15 protein-coding genes are annotated in these 15,991 nt (G+C 67.6%); 6 read left to right on the top strand and 9 right to left on the bottom strand.

From position 1 onward, the window contains the following. Window positions 1-78 precede the first annotated feature (78 nt). Both ABZV91_RS00600 and ligD read left to right on the top strand, forming a co-directional pair. Window positions 79-1,164 (top strand): ATP-dependent DNA ligase, encoded by a 1,086-nt coding sequence (locus ABZV91_RS00600; RefSeq protein ID WP_355233469.1) that lies wholly within the window; start codon window positions 79-81, stop codon window positions 1,162-1,164. Further along, entirely contained in the window at window positions 1,161-2,171 is a 1,011-nt protein-coding gene (ligD, locus tag ABZV91_RS00595) for a non-homologous end-joining DNA ligase (RefSeq protein ID WP_355233467.1), read from the top strand. The genes ABZV91_RS00600 and ligD overlap by 4 nt, the downstream gene beginning before the upstream one ends. Before the next feature lie 12 nt (window positions 2,172-2,183). Here the strand turns inward: ligD and ABZV91_RS00590 are convergent, their stop codons facing one another. The 3 genes from ABZV91_RS00590 to ABZV91_RS00580 form a co-directional block, all read right to left on the bottom strand. After that, window positions 2,184-2,936: a hypothetical protein gene (locus tag ABZV91_RS00590; protein ID WP_355233465.1), complete on the bottom strand. Its 753-nt coding sequence runs from the start codon at window positions 2,934-2,936 to the stop codon at window positions 2,184-2,186. Between the two features lie 172 nt (window positions 2,937-3,108). After that, window positions 3,109-3,672: a helix-turn-helix domain-containing protein gene (locus ABZV91_RS00585; protein WP_355233607.1), complete on the bottom strand. Its 564-nt coding sequence runs from the start codon at window positions 3,670-3,672 to the stop codon at window positions 3,109-3,111. 121 nt (window positions 3,673-3,793) lie between these two features. Beyond that, window positions 3,794-4,939, bottom strand: a complete 1,146-nt coding sequence (locus ABZV91_RS00580; RefSeq protein WP_355233463.1) for an acyl-CoA dehydrogenase family protein — start codon at window positions 4,937-4,939, stop codon at window positions 3,794-3,796. A 230-nt stretch (window positions 4,940-5,169) separates the two neighbouring features. Between ABZV91_RS00580 and ABZV91_RS00575 the strand changes: the two genes are divergently transcribed. The 3 genes from ABZV91_RS00575 (at window position 5,170) to ABZV91_RS00565 (ending at window position 8,468) form a co-directional block, all read left to right on the top strand. Beyond that, on the top strand, window positions 5,170-6,600 hold the full coding sequence (locus ABZV91_RS00575; protein ID WP_355233461.1) for an SDR family NAD(P)-dependent oxidoreductase: 1,431 nt from the start codon (window positions 5,170-5,172) through the stop codon (window positions 6,598-6,600). 40 nt (window positions 6,601-6,640) lie between these two features. After that, complete coding sequence (locus tag ABZV91_RS00570; protein WP_355233459.1) at window positions 6,641-7,024, top strand: DUF2784 domain-containing protein; 384 nt, start codon at window positions 6,641-6,643, stop codon at window positions 7,022-7,024. A 91-nt stretch (window positions 7,025-7,115) separates the two neighbouring features. Beyond that, window positions 7,116-8,468: a CoA transferase gene (locus ABZV91_RS00565; protein ID WP_355233457.1), complete on the top strand. Its 1,353-nt coding sequence runs from the start codon at window positions 7,116-7,118 to the stop codon at window positions 8,466-8,468. A gap of 21 nt (window positions 8,469-8,489) precedes the next feature. On the opposite strand, the gene ABZV91_RS00560 is transcribed toward ABZV91_RS00565, so the two are convergent. From ABZV91_RS00560 to ABZV91_RS00535, 6 genes are all read right to left on the bottom strand, one after another. After that, entirely contained in the window at window positions 8,490-8,822 is a 333-nt protein-coding gene (locus ABZV91_RS00560; RefSeq protein WP_355233455.1) for a hypothetical protein, read from the bottom strand. A gap of 50 nt (window positions 8,823-8,872) precedes the next feature. Then, the gene (locus ABZV91_RS00555; protein WP_355233453.1) at window positions 8,873-9,847 is read right to left on the bottom strand and encodes a helix-turn-helix domain-containing protein; all 975 of its coding nucleotides are present in this window, start codon (window positions 9,845-9,847) and stop codon (window positions 8,873-8,875) included. A 743-nt stretch (window positions 9,848-10,590) separates the two neighbouring features. Beyond that, window positions 10,591-11,568, bottom strand: a complete 978-nt coding sequence (locus ABZV91_RS00550) for a helix-turn-helix domain-containing protein (RefSeq protein ID WP_355233451.1) — start codon at window positions 11,566-11,568, stop codon at window positions 10,591-10,593. A gap of 472 nt (window positions 11,569-12,040) precedes the next feature. After that, entirely contained in the window at window positions 12,041-12,520 is a 480-nt protein-coding gene (locus ABZV91_RS00545) for a hypothetical protein (RefSeq protein ID WP_355233449.1), read from the bottom strand. A gap of 327 nt (window positions 12,521-12,847) precedes the next feature. Continuing rightward, window positions 12,848-13,855 (bottom strand): transglycosylase SLT domain-containing protein, encoded by a 1,008-nt coding sequence (locus ABZV91_RS00540; RefSeq protein WP_355233447.1) that lies wholly within the window; start codon window positions 13,853-13,855, stop codon window positions 12,848-12,850. Window positions 13,856-14,097: 242 nt separating this feature from the next. Beyond that, window positions 14,098-15,132: a phage tail tip lysozyme gene (locus tag ABZV91_RS00535; RefSeq protein ID WP_355233445.1), complete on the bottom strand. Its 1,035-nt coding sequence runs from the start codon at window positions 15,130-15,132 to the stop codon at window positions 14,098-14,100. 213 nt (window positions 15,133-15,345) lie between these two features. Between ABZV91_RS00535 and ABZV91_RS00530 the strand changes: the two genes are divergently transcribed. Further along, window positions 15,346-15,897, top strand: coding sequence for a dihydrofolate reductase family protein (locus tag ABZV91_RS00530; RefSeq protein ID WP_355233443.1), 552 nt, complete (start codon window positions 15,346-15,348; stop codon window positions 15,895-15,897). The last annotated feature ends 94 nt before the right edge of the window (window positions 15,898-15,991 follow it).

Genomic DNA, 15,991 nt, shown 5'->3' with positions numbered 1-15,991 from the left:
AACTCCTATCATCGGGGGCGATGATTCGGCGCCGGCCGCGGCGTCGATACGGGTGAGGATCGACCCCAGGAGGATCGCGTGGATCTACCGGTGATGCCGCCCGTCCGGCCCATGCTGGCCAAGTCCGCCCCCGGCATACCGCCGGGCCCGGGCTTGAGCTACGAACCCAAATGGGACGGATTCCGCTGCGTGGTGTTTCGCGACGGCGCGGAGGTGGAACTGGGGTCCCGCAACGATCGGCCTCTCACCAGGTACTTTCCCGAGGTTGCCGATCTGCTGCGCGGCGCGCTGCCGGATCGGTGCGTGGTGGACGGGGAGATCGTCGTGGTCACCGGACACGGACTCGATTTCGATGTGCTGCAGCAGCGGCTGCATCCGGCGGCCTCGCGGGTGGCCAAACTGTCGGTGGAGACGCCGGCGAGTTTCGTGGCCTTCGACCTGCTCGCCCTCGGCGACCGCGATCTGACCGAGGCGCCGTTCGCCGAGCGCCGCCGGTTGCTCGAAAGCATCCTGCGGACCGATCCCGGCCGAGTACAACTGACCCCGCTCACCGGCGATCCGGCGGTCGCCCGCGACTGGTTCACCCGGTTCGAGGGCGCGGGCTTCGACGGGGTGATGGTCAAAGCCGACGACCAGCCGTATCAGCAGAACAAGCGGGTGATGCTCAAGGTCAAGCACGAGCGCACCGCCGACTGTGTGGTGGCGGGTTTCCGCTGGCACAAGGACGGCCGAGGCGTGGGCTCCCTGTTGCTCGGCCTGTACGACGACGAGGGCCGGCTGCATCATGTGGGAGTGGCGAGCAGTTTCACCGCCGCACGGCGCACCGAATTGATCGGCGAACTCGCGCCGTACCGGGAGAACGCGCTGGCGGACCATCCGTGGCGGGAATGGGCCGATGCCGCGGCCCAGGCCGAGTCCGGCGGGTCCATGCCCGGCGGGGTCAGTCGCTGGAGCGGCGGTAAGGACCTGTCATGGGAGCCGCTGCGTGCCGAACTGGTGGCCGAGGTCAGATACGAGCATCTCCAGTCCGGCCGGTTCCGGCACGGCGGCCGGCTGGTCCGGTTCCGCGCCGATCGCACCCCCGAGTCGTGTACCTACGCCCAGCTGGAAGAGGCCGCGCCCGCGGAGTTGCGCGAAATCTTCGGGGCGGCGGTGGCGAAATGAGCGAAGCGGTGAAAATCGAGGTCGCCGGCCGGGTGCTCACCATCACCAACCCCGCGAAGGTGTACTTCTCGCGCCGGGGCGAGACCAAATTGGATCTCGTGCGCTATTACCAGAGCGTCGCCGAACCGTTCCTCCGGGTCAACGGCGGGCGGCCGCTGCTGCTGGAACGCTACCCGGACGGTGCGTCGGGGAAATCCTGGTTCCAGAAGCGGGTGCCGAAATCCGCGCCGGACTGGTTGCGCACCGTGGAGGTCGCCACCCCGAACGGCACGACGAGCGACGCGCTGGTGGCACACGATCTGGCCCATGTGCTGTGGGCGGTGAACCAGGGATGCCTCGGCTTCCACGTCTGGCCCAATACCGTGCCGGATCTGCGAGTCGCCGATCAGCTCCGGATCGATCTGGATCCCTCGCCCGGTATCGGTTTCGACGAACTGCGGACCGCCGCCGTCCGGACCAGGGAGCTGTGTGGCGAGCTCGGTATCGAGACATGGGTGAAAACCTCCGGGTCGCGCGGTCTGCACCTCTACATCGCACTGGAACCCCGCTGGGACGGATACGAGGTCCGTGCCGCGGCCGTGGCACTGGCGCGGGAACTGGAACGCCGGCACCCCGACGACATCACCGCGCACTGGTGGAAAGAAGAACGCGGCCGGCGGGTTTTCGTCGACTACAACCAGAACGCGCCGCACAAGACCGTTTTCGGCGCCTGGTGTGTACGCCCCAAGGTCGGTGCGCAGGTATCCACCCCAGTGACCTGGGACGAACTCGGCACCGTGGTCCCCGAGGATCTGACGATCGCCTCGGTGCCGGCCCGTCTCGCCGAGTACGGCGATCCCTGGGAGCACCGCCCACCGCAGAGTATCGAGCCGCTGCTGCGGATGTCCGAACGCGATCTGGCCTCCGGTCTGATGGACGCGCCGTGGCCGCCGCAGTACCCGAAGATGCCGAACGAGCCGCCGCGGGTGCAGCCCAGCCGAGCCCGCAAGCCAGCGACGGACGGCTGAGCCGGGCCCGGCTCAGGAGGTCCAGAGCGTCCAGGTCCCGTTTTCGCAGACCAGGGCGTACCCGGCGGCTGTGCGCGCGGTGGCGGTGCCCGTACAGTCCGTGTCTTCCGTCCGGATGGTGTCCGCTACTCGATAGGGACCCGACCACTGGTAGCCGGTGACCGACGCGGAATCGGTGAGGCACAGCAGGGTGCCGCCGTCGGCGGCGGCACCGAGCAGGGCCGGTTCGGGGCAGGCGGTGTCGGCCTCGGCGGCCGGCGGGACCGCGGTGGCCGCACTCGCCGGAACCGAGGGTTCGGTGGACACGCTCCGGCCAGGCGAGGTGGTCGGTGCGCTCTCGGAGGTCCCGGAGGCAGCCGAAACCGGCGGTTCGGTCGTCTGCTGCCCGCCGGTCGCCTCGTCCACCGCGGCGCCGACCCGGGAGAACACCTCACCGGGCGTATCCCGCGGCAGCAGGATCAGTGCCGCCAGCACTGCCACTTCGCCGACGCCGAGCACGAACGCGGTGAAGGCCATGAGGCGACCACGGGGATGCCCGAACGCGATCAGCCCGAAAACGATCGCCACCGGGAAGACCAGGACGAGTGCCGCTACCAGTGCGACGATCGCGTACGGATTGACGATCGGACGTTCGTCGTGGCGGAAGGGCTCCTCGGACCAGTCGTCGTAGTCGTCGCGCCGCCGCCCGGTACGCGGTGGCTCCTCGTCCCGGTCCGGCGGAACTTCCGGCCAGCGCTCCCCCGCCCAGCGCTGTCTATATGCCATGACCGATCCCTTCGAGCCGCCGTCGGCGCATCCTGGAGCACTGGACTGCGCCCGGCATCCGAAAGAATAAGCCGCGATCCGCCGAGGGGCCCGGTAAATCCCCCTGGCCGCGGATCGAGGCTGGTCAGCACCCGAAATGCCCGGCCGCTCCGCTGCGCCGGGCCACGGCGGTTCAGTCCTCTCGTCGTACCCGCGGCAGCGATTCGGTGACCAAGGTGCTCAGCATATCGACCAGCAGTCCATGGACCTGATCGCGGGTCATGGTGCCGCGAGTCAGCCATTCCCGGCCGGCCACCTTCACCAGGCCACCGTAGGCGCGGACCATCGCTCGTCGCGGCTCTTCGGAGGCCGCGCCGTCGGCGAGGCCGATCATCACCAGCAGCCGCTGCGCGGCCGCGTCGTCGGCCGCGTCGAGGATCTGCTGCACCTCCGGGTCGTCACCGACCCCCTCGTGACTGGTCACTTTGACCCAGGTACTGCCGTGTTCGGAGATAGTGTCCAGCAACCAGCGCACACTGGCCTCGACCCGTTCCCGGGTGGTGCCCGTGGGCACGGCCAGTTCGTCGGCACGGGGCAGGGTCACCATCCGGCGGACGACCGCGAGGTAGAGGTCGCGCTTGTTGCCGAAATAATGGTTGATCAGGCCGCGCGCCACACCGGCCCGCTGCGCCAGTTCGGCCGTGGACACCGCCGCGTACGGACGTTCCCCGAACATCTCGATGGCCTGGGCGAGGATCTGGGCGCGGCGCTCGTCGGGTTCGAGCCGGCGCCGCCGGGGTTGCTCGTCCGTGCCGTTTCCACCGGCCCCGGACGGGCCGAGGGCGGGGTCGGTGACGGGGGCGAGTGAAGGTTCGAGGTCAGAGCCCACGCGCGATGAGGTCCTTCATCACTTCATTGCTGCCGGCGAGGATGCGCAGCACCCGGGCGCCCGTGTACAGCTGGGAGATCGGGTACTCGGTCATATAGCCGTAGCCGCCGAAGAGCTGCAGGCAGCGGTCCACGACGACGCCGAGCTGATCGGTGGACCAGTACTTCGACATGGCGGCCGACTGGATATCGAGTTCCCCGCGCAGGTGCCGGCCGATGCAATCGTCCAGGAACACGCGGTTGGTCCGGGCGATGGTCGCGCATTCGGCCAGTTCGAATCTGGTGTTCTGCATGGCGAACAGCGGTTTACCGAAGGCCTCGCGGCCCTTGGTGTATTCGACGGTCAGTTCGACCGCGCGCTCCATCATCGCCACCGCCATGATGGCGGTGACCAGCCGCTCCTGGGCCAGCAGCTGCATCATCTGATAGAAGCCCTGACCTTCGGCGCCGCCGAGCAGGTTCGCCGCGGGCACCCGCAGTCCGTCGAAGAACAGTTCGGCGGTGTCCTGGCCTTTGCCGCCGATCTTGGACAGGATGCGGCCGCGGGTGAAACCGGGGGTGTCGTCGCCGACCTCGGCGAAGAGCAGCGACACACCGGCCGCGCCCTTCTCCGGGTCGGTCTTGGCGGCGATGATGATGCCGTCGCAGAGCCAGCCGTTGGAGATGAAGATCTTCGAACCGGTGATCACGTACTCGTCGCCTTCGCGGACGGCCCGGGTCTTGATCGCCTGCAGGTCCGAGCCGGTGCCCGGCTCGGTCATCCCGATGGACAACACCATCTCGCCACTGCTCGCCTTGGGCAGGATCCGCTTCTTCAGCTCCTCGGAGCCGAATTCGGCCAGATAGGGCGCGATGATCGAACTGTGCACCGGGATTCCCAGCGCACCGTCGCCGGCGCGGACCTGCTCCTCGATGATCGCGGCCTCGTGGGCGAAGCTGCCGCCACCACCGCCGAATTCCTCCGGGACCGCGGGGCACAGCAGGCCGAGTTCACCGGCGCGCCGGTAGAGCGCCTTGTCCGGATGGCCCTGCTCGATGAACTTCTCCTCGTGCGGCACCACTTCCTTCTCGAAGTAGTTGCGCGCGAGTTCCCGTACCGCCTCGACCTCGTCGTCGCTCCATGCGGGGCGTGCCATATCCGCGTCCTCTGTTCGTGATCAGCCAGACCGGCGCCGCGCACCGGATCGTCCGGCAACGACTTTCCCGCACTATTGGCGTGATGTCAACGAGGCGCTTTCCCACTTGTGGCGACGCGACCGGCACCTGTGCCGGGCCGCCGCGACGGCCCGGCTCCGCCCGCGCTCCGGCGGTTTTGCCACAATGGTGCGCACGCTTTTCCAGCTCACGAAGGAATTCCTCCGCACCGATGGCCGCGCCCAGTATCGACCCGAACGACCTCGCCACCTGTTTGCGCGTTCTCGACCAGGCAGGACAGCTGGACCCCGGCCATCCGGATTCGACCACCGTGCAGCGCGCGGTCGGCCGCATGTTCAAAGAACTCAAACGGCAGCGTCGTATCGCGGCCCGGCAGGCGAAACTGGCCGCGGACCGCGCGGTGGTCGCCGCGACGGCCACCGGATCACCCAACCGGATCGACGACGAGACCGCCGGTATCCCGATCAGCTCCAACACCACCGGCGCCTCGGCCGGCACGCTCCTGCGCCCCCGCGGGTGCTATATCTGCAAGGAGAAGTACACCCGCGTCGACGCGTTCTACCACCAGTTGTGCCCGGACTGCGCGGCCATGAGCCACGGTCGCCGCGAGGCCCGCACCGACCTGACCGGCCGGCGTGCCCTGCTCACCGGCGGCCGGGCCAAGATCGGGATGTACATCGCGCTGCGGCTGCTGCGCGACGGCGCGCATACGACCATCACCACCCGCTTCCCCAACGACGCGATCCGCCGCTTCGCCGCCCATCCGGACAGCGCCGACTGGCTGCACCGCCTCCGCATCGTCGGAATCGATCTGCGGGATCCGGCGCAGGTGGTGGCCCTAGCCGACGATGTCGCGGCTCAGGGACCGCTCGATATCCTCATCAACAACGCCGCGCAGACGGTCCGCCGCTCCCCCGGCGCCTACAGCGCCCTGGCCGCCGCCGAGGACGGCCCACTACCCTCCGGCCAGTTGCCCGAGAAGGTGACCTTCGGGCAGACCACCCGCGCCCATCCGACCGCGCTGACCGCCTCGCTGACCCCCACTCTGTCGACCGCCGATGTGGCCGAACTGGCACTGGTGGCCGGGTCGGCCACACCCGACCGCATCGCCCGCGGAGTGGCGATCGATGCCGGGGGCCTGGTGCCCGACCTCGCCCATACCAACAGCTGGGTGCACACCGTGGGCGAGGTGGACCCCACCGAACTGCTGGAAGTCCAGCTGTGCAATTCGGTCGCCCCGTTCATCCTGGTCTCCCGATTGCGGCCCGCGCTGGCCGCGGCGCCCCCACGCCGGAAGTACGTGGTGAACGTCTCGGCGATGGAGGGACAGTTCTCTCGCGGTTACAAGGGGCCCGGGCATCCGCACACCAATATGGCCAAGGCGGCGCTGAACATGCTGACCCGGACCAGCGCGAAGGAAATGCTGGAGACCGACGGCATCCTGATGACCGCGGTGGACACCGGCTGGATCACCGACGAGCGACCGCACTACACCAAGATCAGGCTCGCGGACGAGGGGTTCCACGCCCCGCTGGACCTGGTGGACGGCGCGGCCCGGGTCTACGACCCGATCGTGCGCGGCGAAGCCGGTGAAGACCTCCACGGCTGCTTCCTGAAGGACTACCGCCCCTCGCCGTGGTAAACCCGGTGCCGTAACCCATCCGAGGACATACCCTGGAAGGGTGTGGTATCGGCTGATCGCGGATATGGTCGCCGCCCTGCATCTGCTGTTCATCGGCTACGTGGTGGCGGGCGGCTTCCTGGCGTGGCGTTTCCCTCGCACGATCTGGTTGCACGGGGCGGCCGCGGCCTGGGGATTCGGCACGGTGCTGGTCGGCTACGACTGCCCGCTCACCTACGCGGAGAACTGGGCACGGCATCGCGCCGGGGTGTCGGGGTTGCCGCCGGAGGGCTTCATCGACCACTACCTGACCGGAGTGATCTATCCGGAGAGCATGCTCACGGAAGTGCAGCTGGTGGTGGCGGCCTGCGTCGTGGTGTCGTGGGCCGGGGTGTGGTGGCGCGCCCGCCGTCCGCACGGTCCGAGTGCGCGGGTCGCCGGCTGATCCGTGCCCGCTGGTGACGGTGTGATGAGAATCGCTGTGCCATCGGACGACCGAGCGTTCGCCGGGCCCGCGGCCCAGTACGCTCGGGGCGGTGGACGTGGGCGCACGGCTGGTCCGTGATTACGAAGACGGGGCAGGCGTCGGCGGTTCGGGTCCGATGGAGTGGCCCGATCCCGGTCGGTATCTCGCCGCCACCCTCCCCGTGTGGGGGCTGGCCGCGGGATCCGTGCAGGCATTCGTGGCGGCCGCCGATCGGTATCGGCGCGCGACCGGCACCGCACCGATCCGGCACCGGTTGAACCCCGAGAGAATCGCGGCCTCGTTCTCCAGTGACCGGTTGCTGCGGATCGGCGGTGCCCCCGTCGAAGGATTCGCCGACCTGTCCGGTTTCTTTCCCACATTCGACGGCTGGGTGCGCACCCACGCCAACTATCCGCATCACCGCGCCCGGCTGCTGGCCGCCCTCGAGCTGCCCGCGGACGCGCCGCGTGAGCTGGCCGAAACCCAGATGGCGATGATCCGCGCCGCGGATCTGGAAGAGCTGGCCGCGGCCCGGGGCGCGATCGTGGCCCGGGTGCGCGACGAAGCGCAGTGGCGGGCGGAGCCGCAGGCCGCGGCCGCCGGAGCGGGCCCGTTGGTCGCCCTGGTGACACGCGGCGACCGGCACCGGTACACGCTGCCGATATCGGGGACGCCGTACCAGCCGCTGCAGGGTGTGCGGGTACTGGATCTGACCCGGGTGATCGCCGGGCCGGTGGCCACTCGGGCGCTGGCGCTGCTCGGGGCCGAAGTCCTGCGGGTGGACCCGCCCCGGCTGCCGGAGATCTCCTGGCAGTACAGCGACACCTGTCAGGGCAAATATTCGGCCCTGCTCGACCTGCGGTCGGCATCCGCGGCCTGGGAGGCGCTGCGGGACTCCGCCGACGTGCTGGTGACCGGCTATCGGCCGGGCGCACTGGAAGGACTCGGCCTGACCGGACGCCCGGGGCTCGTGCACGGCCGGGTGAGTGCCTGGGGTTTCACCGGGCCGTGGGCGGGCCGGCGCGGTTTCGACAGCATCGTGCAGGCCGCGACCGGCATCGCGGTGATCGAGGGGGAGTCCGCGGTGCCCGGCGCGCTGCCCGCACAGGCGCTGGACCACGCCTCCGGTTACCTGCTCGCGGCCGGTATCGTCGACGCGCTCACGGACCGCGCGGGCGACGGCCGCGGCCGGGACGTGCGGGTATCACTGGCCCGGACGGCGACCTGGTTGCTCTCGGAACGTGGCCGCACTCCCGATCATCCGGCGCCGGCGGTGCCCGGCGCGGACAACACCGTATCCCATGGAGAGGTCGTCAGCGCGGCGCCGGCGCTGGCCGAATTCCCGGACTACCCGTTTCCGGCGCCGGGCTATGGTCGCGCCGAGCCCCGGTGGGCGGAGCAGCGGGCACCCGAGCGCCGCTGAACGCGCCCGACGGGCGAAGGCTCACAGGCCGGTGGCCAGTCGCACCACGACCTGGTCCTGGGTGACCTCCTGCACCGTCAGGTTCAGCCCCTGCACCGAACCGGACTCACCCATGGGTACGGTGACCTGCTGGCCCGCCACCGACAGGGTGACCAGGTCGCCCTGCACCGAGGTGAGTTCGGTCTCCACGCCCAGCACGCTGATCTTCGCCTGCACACCGCGCTCGAATGTCACGGTGCAGCCGCTGACCTCGCATTCGCTTCGCGCCCCCGATCCCGTCGCGGTGCAGGCCGCGGTCCCCAGCGACGCGGCGACTACGAGCAGGAGGGCGGCGGTCAGCCGTCGAACAGACATGCTGACAGTGTAGGGGCCTGTTCGGGCACGCGACCGGGATCACCGCATGATCACCACGGGCCACCGTGGGCCCGGATCTGCGCCGGTGAAACTCCCCGCCGCCGACGAGCGAGCGCGCGTAGCGCGCCGGCATTGATATAGCCGACCTCCCGGGCTATAGCCTCGACCGTGAGCCCAGTGGCACGGAGAAGCCGGGTGGCACGGTCCAGCCGTATATCGTCGGCAAAGTCTTTGGGCGACATCCCGAGAGCCGCGCGCGTGGCGCGCTGCAGGCTGCGCTCGGTCACTCCCAGTTCTCGCGCTGCAGTCGAGATAAGGAACTGCTGCGATATATGCTCGCGCACCCACCGCTCGTACCCGACAATCAGCGGGTTGCCCCGCGCGACAACCTCGGGGATGGCATAAGATGCCTGGCTGGACCGGTCCTCTATCGCGAGGTAGCGGCGCGCCTGCTCTGCCAGTTCCGGACTGGTGCGATACACCATCGACAACGCCATATCCATATGTGAGAGCGAGGCGCCTGCAGTAGTGATGCCATCACCGTGGCAGACAATGCTACGCTCGTCCAGGTCGACGCCCGGGTAGCGCGCACGAAAGCTCGCGCCCAGCCACCAGCTGGTCGTAGCCGGCGAGCCGTCGAGCACACCGGCCTCCGCGAGAAAAAATGTTCCCGTACAGGCCGCGGCCAGGTGCACGCCCTCGACTCGTGCACTGCGGATCCGATCGAGAAGCCAGGTATTCCCGGGAGCCGAGACGAGTTCCACCAGCGCGCTCGGCTCGAAGACGTTCACCGCCGCCACCGCGACAGCGTCCAACGGCTCCGACACCTCGTTCAGTGGAATGGTCGGCACCAGGTTCCCGCTTCCCGAACGCACCGATTCCCCGAACGATACCGTCTGCACGTGCCACTCCGCCGGCGGATTGTTCAATTCTTTACGGAGGGCGTTCGCCGTGCTGAACGCACCGAGGAGGGCACCCAGACCGAGTTCGCCCACACCGTCCACGACGAAGATACCTACATCCACGCTCGCAGGATACGGCTCAATAATCATCCATGAAACCGATTGGTCCGCTATTCCGTCCGACAGAGGGTCCTCCGCCGGATGGAAACCTGTCGCAAACCGACCGTATCCTGTCGCTTCGGCCCCTCGGACAGAGCTGTCCCACACAGTAGCGTGAGCGCACAGCGCCGGCGACGTACCGCTCTGCAATTACAGGAGACCGGGGCGAAACGCTGGCTGAGACGACCACGCGACACCCACCTCCGTCCCGCACACCCGGCCGAGCAATCGGCCGGAAACCACGTGTAGCGCGAGGTCGCCATCGGCGGTTCCGAGGGACGCCCGGTGATCCCACCGTGGAGTCTTCCGGCAATCCGGTGTGTCCGAATCCAGGGGTGCGGCGCTGAGGGGTGCGCCGTACCCCTGGATTCGGACACACACCCCTTCGAAGCGGCCTGCCCGCCGCCAGGAGGAGACGTCCGGCTCCGTGTTCCGGCCGGGCGCCCGGTGCACAGGGCAAGGTCTTGCGGCTACCATCGCCACCACCTCCGGCGCACCGCTCGAGCGGGCTCCGGTCACCGCGAGGGGTGGCGATATCGTCCCCGTCGGCGCCGCGCACCCCTCGGACCAGGCCGGGGACACTCCGACACCCGTCGATTCGCCGCGGTACCGCGGACTCCGGCACCGTCGAGCCCGGGCTGTTTCGGACAGTCTCCGGATGGCCGGCACCGCGGGTCCACCCCGAGCTCCGCAAACCTGACGAATTCTCAGCGGACGGTACGCGACCCCCGGATCTCGGCAACGGTCAGATCGCGGCGGCGTCGGATCAGCGCTCGCAACGCGCCGCCACTCAGATAACCGACTTCGGCGGCGATCGAGTCAACCGTTTTGGTGGTGGTGCGCAGCAGGTACACCGCCCGTTCCAACCGGATATCGTCGGCGAAGTCCTTCGGTGACATCGCCAGATCCGCCCGGACTGCACGCTGCAGGCTACGCTCGGTGACCCCCAGTTCTCGGGCGGCGGAGGCAATCAGAAATTGTTCGGAGATATGTGCGCGCACCCAGCGCTCGAACGCTGCAATCAGCGGATTACCCCGAGCCATCACCTCTGGAATCACGAATTGCCACTGGTTCGTCCGGTTACCCATCGCCAGGAACCGGGCGGCGCGTTCGGCGAGGTCGGGACTGCCGCGATGCACCAGGGACAGTGCCAGATCCAAATGAGACAGCACCGCGCCTGCTGTGGTTACCCCGTTTCCGTGACAGATGATCCGGGACTCGTCCAGCTGGACGTGCGGATATCGGTTGCGGAAGTTCGGCCCGAGCCACCAACTGGTGGTGGCCGGAGAACCGTCCAGCACACCGGCCTCGGCCAGGAAATAGGTTCCCGTGCACCCGGCCGCCAGATGGACCCCGTCGGCGTGGACGTCGCGGATCCGATCGAGCACCGGCGCGTGCGCCGCGCTCGAGACCAATTCGACGAGGGCCTCTGCGGCCAGCACGTTGACCGCGGGCACGATCATGGTGTCGAGGGGACGGCCGCTCAGCTCGGACAGCGGGGTCGTGGGGACGGCTTGGCCGCGCGCCGAAGTCACGCTGTCTCCGAGCGCGACGACATGAACGTCCCAATCCGTGGGCGGCCGATCGATTTCGCCGCGTAGGGCGCCGGCCAAGTCGAAGGTTTCCAGCACCGCGCTCAAACCGAAGTCGGCCACACCGTCGACCACGAAAATCGCCACCTGCATGTCGGAAATAGTACGGAATCTGTCGCTTCCATCGATTGCCGGGCTACCGATTTACCGGTAGTGCGCACGCGCGACCACCGACAGACGATCCTCGTCACGGCGAGATGCGCACACACGCCGTAAGCATTCTTTGCCGTGGCACCGATTGGATTGTAAAAGGCGCGGGGACGTGAAATGGGCGATTCGCAGGCCGACGCGGATGCGATACGCAGCAACGGTGATACCGCTGCCGGTCACGGCCGCCGAGGTCGCCTCCGGTGCCACGAACCAGGTGGCATTCATCGCCTCGTCCATCCGATCACCGGAGCCTCGCCCCCAAACCGGGCACTGGCGATCGATTCCACGTCGGCGCTGATACGGATTCCGAGCAAATTACCACAGAAGGCCCTGGGCACCAGTGGTTCACATCGCCGGGACCTCATCAGTTCATCGGACCGGCACCTACCAGCGCGCCGGCCCTCCGACCGCCGGGTCAGTATCCCGGGGTGTCGACCTCGATATCGGGGGCGAGGATCCCACACACCTTCCAGCCCCCGTCTTCCTTCACCAGGTCGTAGGTCGCGGTCGAGCTGGTCTCAGTGCCGAGCACCTCCATGGTCATCTCCATGGTGAAGGTCCCGGAATCACTACCCGAGGCCACATCTACACTCTTCAACGTAGTTTCCGATGCCGGCATATCCGACGGCAAACCAGTAGTCTGCACCGAACTGTCCTGCTCGTCTCCGGAGACCGCGTCGAGATCCGCCGCACAGACCAGATCCTGGGGCTCGCCTTCTCGGTCGACCCATGCCTGCGCCACATCTCGCGGATTGTCGTAGCCACCGCCTATCGAGTCGCCACCATCACTGAAGAGGAAGAACGCCCCCACGCCTACGGCGATCAATACGACGGCGACGCCGCCCAGGATGGCCGCTATCCTGCCCCCGTTTCCACCGGACGGACGCGGCGGCACGCCATAACCTCCGGGGGCCCCGTACTGCGGTTGCCCGGGCGGATAAGGCTGACCGTACTGCGGTTGTCCAGCATAGGGCTGTCCCGCAGGTTGCCCGGGATACGGCCCGGCCGGAGGCATCGGCTGACCGGACCGATGCGAGTAGGGATAAGGCAATTGGGGGTGACCCATTCGAAAGTCCTGTTTTCCTTGCGTTCATGTGCGGCACCGAGCGTGATGCCGCATCCTCGTAGTGATTTCCCCCCGGGGCGCCATGACGTTAACGTCACCTCGCGTGAACCGCCCCAGGCGGACAGCAGTACGGAGCCCCGGGAGGTCGATGTATCGTCAATATCCCACGTAGCCCGCCCCGTGGGACATATTGACGATTCCGGGCACATTCTCGAGCGACCCGTAGCGGTCGATGGCGTAGGCGGTACCCGCGCAAATGTTGTCGACCGGATTCCAGATATCGGTGTGGCCGGGTAGGGCATGGGCGTTGAAGGTCGGATCGATGGTCTGCATCAAGCCCTTCGACGGAGTGCCCGCGTCTGCGTTGCTGTCCCACAGGTTGATCGCGTTCGGGTCGCCGCTGGATTCCTTCTCGATCATCGTGGCGATGATGGCCGCGTCGGAGTCCTTGATGTCGTAGCCGTTCTCGCGCAGCACCTCGATCGCCTGGTCGATCCACTGCGCCAAGTCGCCGGTGGGCATCTTGGTGGGCCGACCGGATGTGCCGGTGATCTCGCCACCGGACCCGGAATCATCGTCGGACCCGGAGTCACCACCGTCCGAGGACTGCCCGCCCATGAGCGGACTCGCCGGGGAGCCGCTGCTCACCGGCGCGCCGCCGGTACTTCCCGACCGGTCCTGCGGGACCTGCAGGGACTTGTTCTCCAATTCATTGTGCGCGGACTGCATCTTGCGGACGGTGGCGCCGATGGTGTTGTCGATCGCGACGACCGCGTCGAACTGCTGCCGGGAGGTGGGATTGTCCGGGACGCCTTCGGTGATCTCGATGACCGCGTCGCGCAGGTGCTCGAAATATCCGCTGACGCCGTTGGCATCGTCGGCGGCCAGGGCAGCGAGTTCGGCGATCTGGTTGTCGAGAGTGTTCCAGTCCTCTATATAGGTCGCGACCTGCTGATCCAGCAGCTCGTACTTGTCCGCGAGGTCACCGTCGCCGGGCCGCTCGCCGGCGAGGCGGGCGAACTGCTGGGCGGTGAGACTCGTCGCGGTACGGTCACCCAGCCCGCCCTCCAGTGCTTTGAGGACCTTCTCTGCATAGTCGATATAGGGATTCAACAGCGGAGCGTTGTACGGACGACGGAGTGCCCAACTCTTTGCGACAACCATCGCCCTCCGTCCCGCGCCCAGTACATCACCACTTTCTCAGCAGAGTTCCATCCGGCGCGTGGCCGAACATCCCCGCTGATGAGAAGCTCGCACCGATATCTCGGTAGTACCACGGCGAAATCTTGCCCGGGAACATGTCGACAGAATGCCGGGTGGGAACGAACCGGCGCCGGAGCTCTGCCTTCTTGCAGTCCTGCGCACGAGCACGTTCGGGTCGCCGCTCGGACCGAAGCCCGCCGAGACTACGCCAGCACCGAGGAATCGGTGGAAGGAGCGGAGTTCGCCATGCTGTTCGCGATGCTTTGGGCATTGGCGATCCGCTGCCCACGCGCTTCGCCGGAGCTCCGTTCGTAGTACTGGTCGAAGACCGCCGCGGCGTCGCCGGCATTCGTGGTGCTCTTCAGTCTGCTCATGGCGCCCGATTCGCTGGTTTCCAGTTCGTGCACCATGAAGTCGATCTGCGTCTCCCAACTCGTCACATCCTGGCCACGGGAGGCCGCGAACGCTTCGAGGTTCGCCCGGCGACCGCCGAGCCACTGAGCCAGGCCGATCGCGCCTTCCCCCGGGTTGTACGCGCCGGTGTCGAAGCCCGACTCAACCTGGAGGTTCCCGAGAATTCCGGCAGCCTGTGCCGGAGTGAAGCCCTTTTTGATCAGGTACTCGTACATCTCCTTCACCTGAGCCTTCTCACCCTCGCCGATGGGCTGGGCCGACGCGCCGCTGTAGGCACCGCTGGTATTGGTGAGGCCCGGAACATACGGCGCGGCCCCACCGTTGCCCGACCAGTTCTGCGCGGGGACCTCGGTGGACTTGCCCTCCAGCTTCGCGTAGGCACGCAGGATCGCCTCGTACGCGACGCCGACCGCGTTGTCCAGCGCGTTCACCGCATCGATCTGGCGGGCCGGAGTGGGATCGTTCGGCACCGCTTCGGAGATGTCGACCGCGCTGTCACGCAGTTCGTCGAACTCCCGGCTCACGGTGTTGGCGTCTTCGGCGGCGAAGCCGGCGATGAACCCGATCTGGTCGTCGAGGGACTCCCAGTCGTCCTGGTAGCCCTCGACCTGTTGCATGTTGAGGTCGTACTGCTGCCGCAAGGCGCTCTCGCCGGGGCGCTCGGCCGCTTTCTTCACCAGCTTCCCGGCGTTCAGCGTTTGCGCGTTCTTGTCACCCAGTCCGTCTTCCAGGGCTTTGAGGACCTTCTCGATATAGGTGATGTAAGGGTTGAGAATCGGAGCGTTCTCCGGACGATGAAGCGCCCATTCCTTCGTCGGAGCCATCGTCCACCTTCCTCGACCCGATACAACACCTGCATAACAGGATTCCATCTCGCAACCCGGCCACCCTCCCGCCCGTGAGAATGCATGCGAGCTCACCAGGCAGCGATGAAAAATCTCGTCGTGTCACGTCAATCCGAACGAGACCCGACGAGCCCCGGCGGGCTCATCACAGACCGGCGGCCCACGCCTACCGCCGCCAGAAAGGACATGATCATGGGAACCATCGCCGTGCACGAATTCGTCTCCCTCGACGGAACGTACGAGGACCCGTCGTTCACCTTCGAGTTCGGATTCGATCCGCAGATGGGTGAGACACTGGCCGCGATCACCGGAGCGGCGAAAGCGATCCTGCTCGGTCGCAGAACCTTCGAGATGTTCGCCCCGGCCTGGTCCACCCGGACCGTCGAGGACGATCCGGGCGCCCCGTTCTTCAACGACACCGTCAAGTACGTGGTGGGCGCACGGGAGCCGCAGGTCGAATGGGCCAACAGCGTCTCGTTGGGTGCTTACGATCCCGACCGGATCCGCGCGCTGAAGGACGAGATCGACGGCATCGTCTACATCAGCGGTAGCGGTACCCTCGTCCGGGCACTGCTCGCCGACGGCCTGGTCGACGATCTGCACCTGTTCGTGTATCCCGTCACCCTGGGCAAGGGGGAGAAGCTGTTCACCGAAGGGCTCGACGTCACGAAGTTCGCTCTCAAAGGCCATGACGTGTACGCCAACGGCGTGGTGCACCTGGACTACGGCCCGGCCGGGTCCTGACACGCCCCGGCGCCGCGCCCGCGAATCGGTGCCGGTCACGTCGCCGACTCCCACGCGACGCCGGTCGTATCCACCACCACGCCTCTCCCGGCGG

This window comes from Nocardia sp. NPDC004568, assembly GCF_040609955.1.
In the GTDB taxonomy this organism is placed as follows: domain Bacteria; phylum Actinomycetota; class Actinomycetes; order Mycobacteriales; family Mycobacteriaceae; genus Nocardia.
The sequence above is the reverse complement of the archived record's forward strand: the minus strand, read 5'-3'. Positions and strand labels throughout refer to the sequence as shown.

Coding starts and splice junctions, on each gene's coding strand:
- ABZV91_RS00575 (WP_355233461.1), top strand. CDS start 5,170: ATGGCCGCGCCCAGTATCGACCCGAACGACCTCGCCACCTGTTTGCGC.
- ABZV91_RS00530 (WP_355233443.1), top strand. CDS start 15,346: ATGGGAACCATCGCCGTGCACGAATTCGTCTCCCTCGACGGAACGTAC.
- ABZV91_RS00535 (WP_355233445.1), bottom strand. CDS start 15,132: ATGGCTCCGACGAAGGAATGGGCGCTTCATCGTCCGGAGAACGCTCCG.
- ABZV91_RS00560 (WP_355233455.1), bottom strand. CDS start 8,822: ATGTCTGTTCGACGGCTGACCGCCGCCCTCCTGCTCGTAGTCGCCGCG.
- ABZV91_RS00540 (WP_355233447.1), bottom strand. CDS start 13,855: ATGGTTGTCGCAAAGAGTTGGGCACTCCGTCGTCCGTACAACGCTCCG.
- ABZV91_RS00550 (WP_355233451.1), bottom strand. CDS start 11,568: ATGCAGGTGGCGATTTTCGTGGTCGACGGTGTGGCCGACTTCGGTTTG.
- ABZV91_RS00580 (WP_355233463.1), bottom strand. CDS start 4,939: ATGGCACGCCCCGCATGGAGCGACGACGAGGTCGAGGCGGTACGGGAA.
- ABZV91_RS00590 (WP_355233465.1), bottom strand. CDS start 2,936: ATGGCATATAGACAGCGCTGGGCGGGGGAGCGCTGGCCGGAAGTTCCG.
- ligD (WP_355233467.1), top strand. CDS start 1,161: ATGAGCGAAGCGGTGAAAATCGAGGTCGCCGGCCGGGTGCTCACCATC.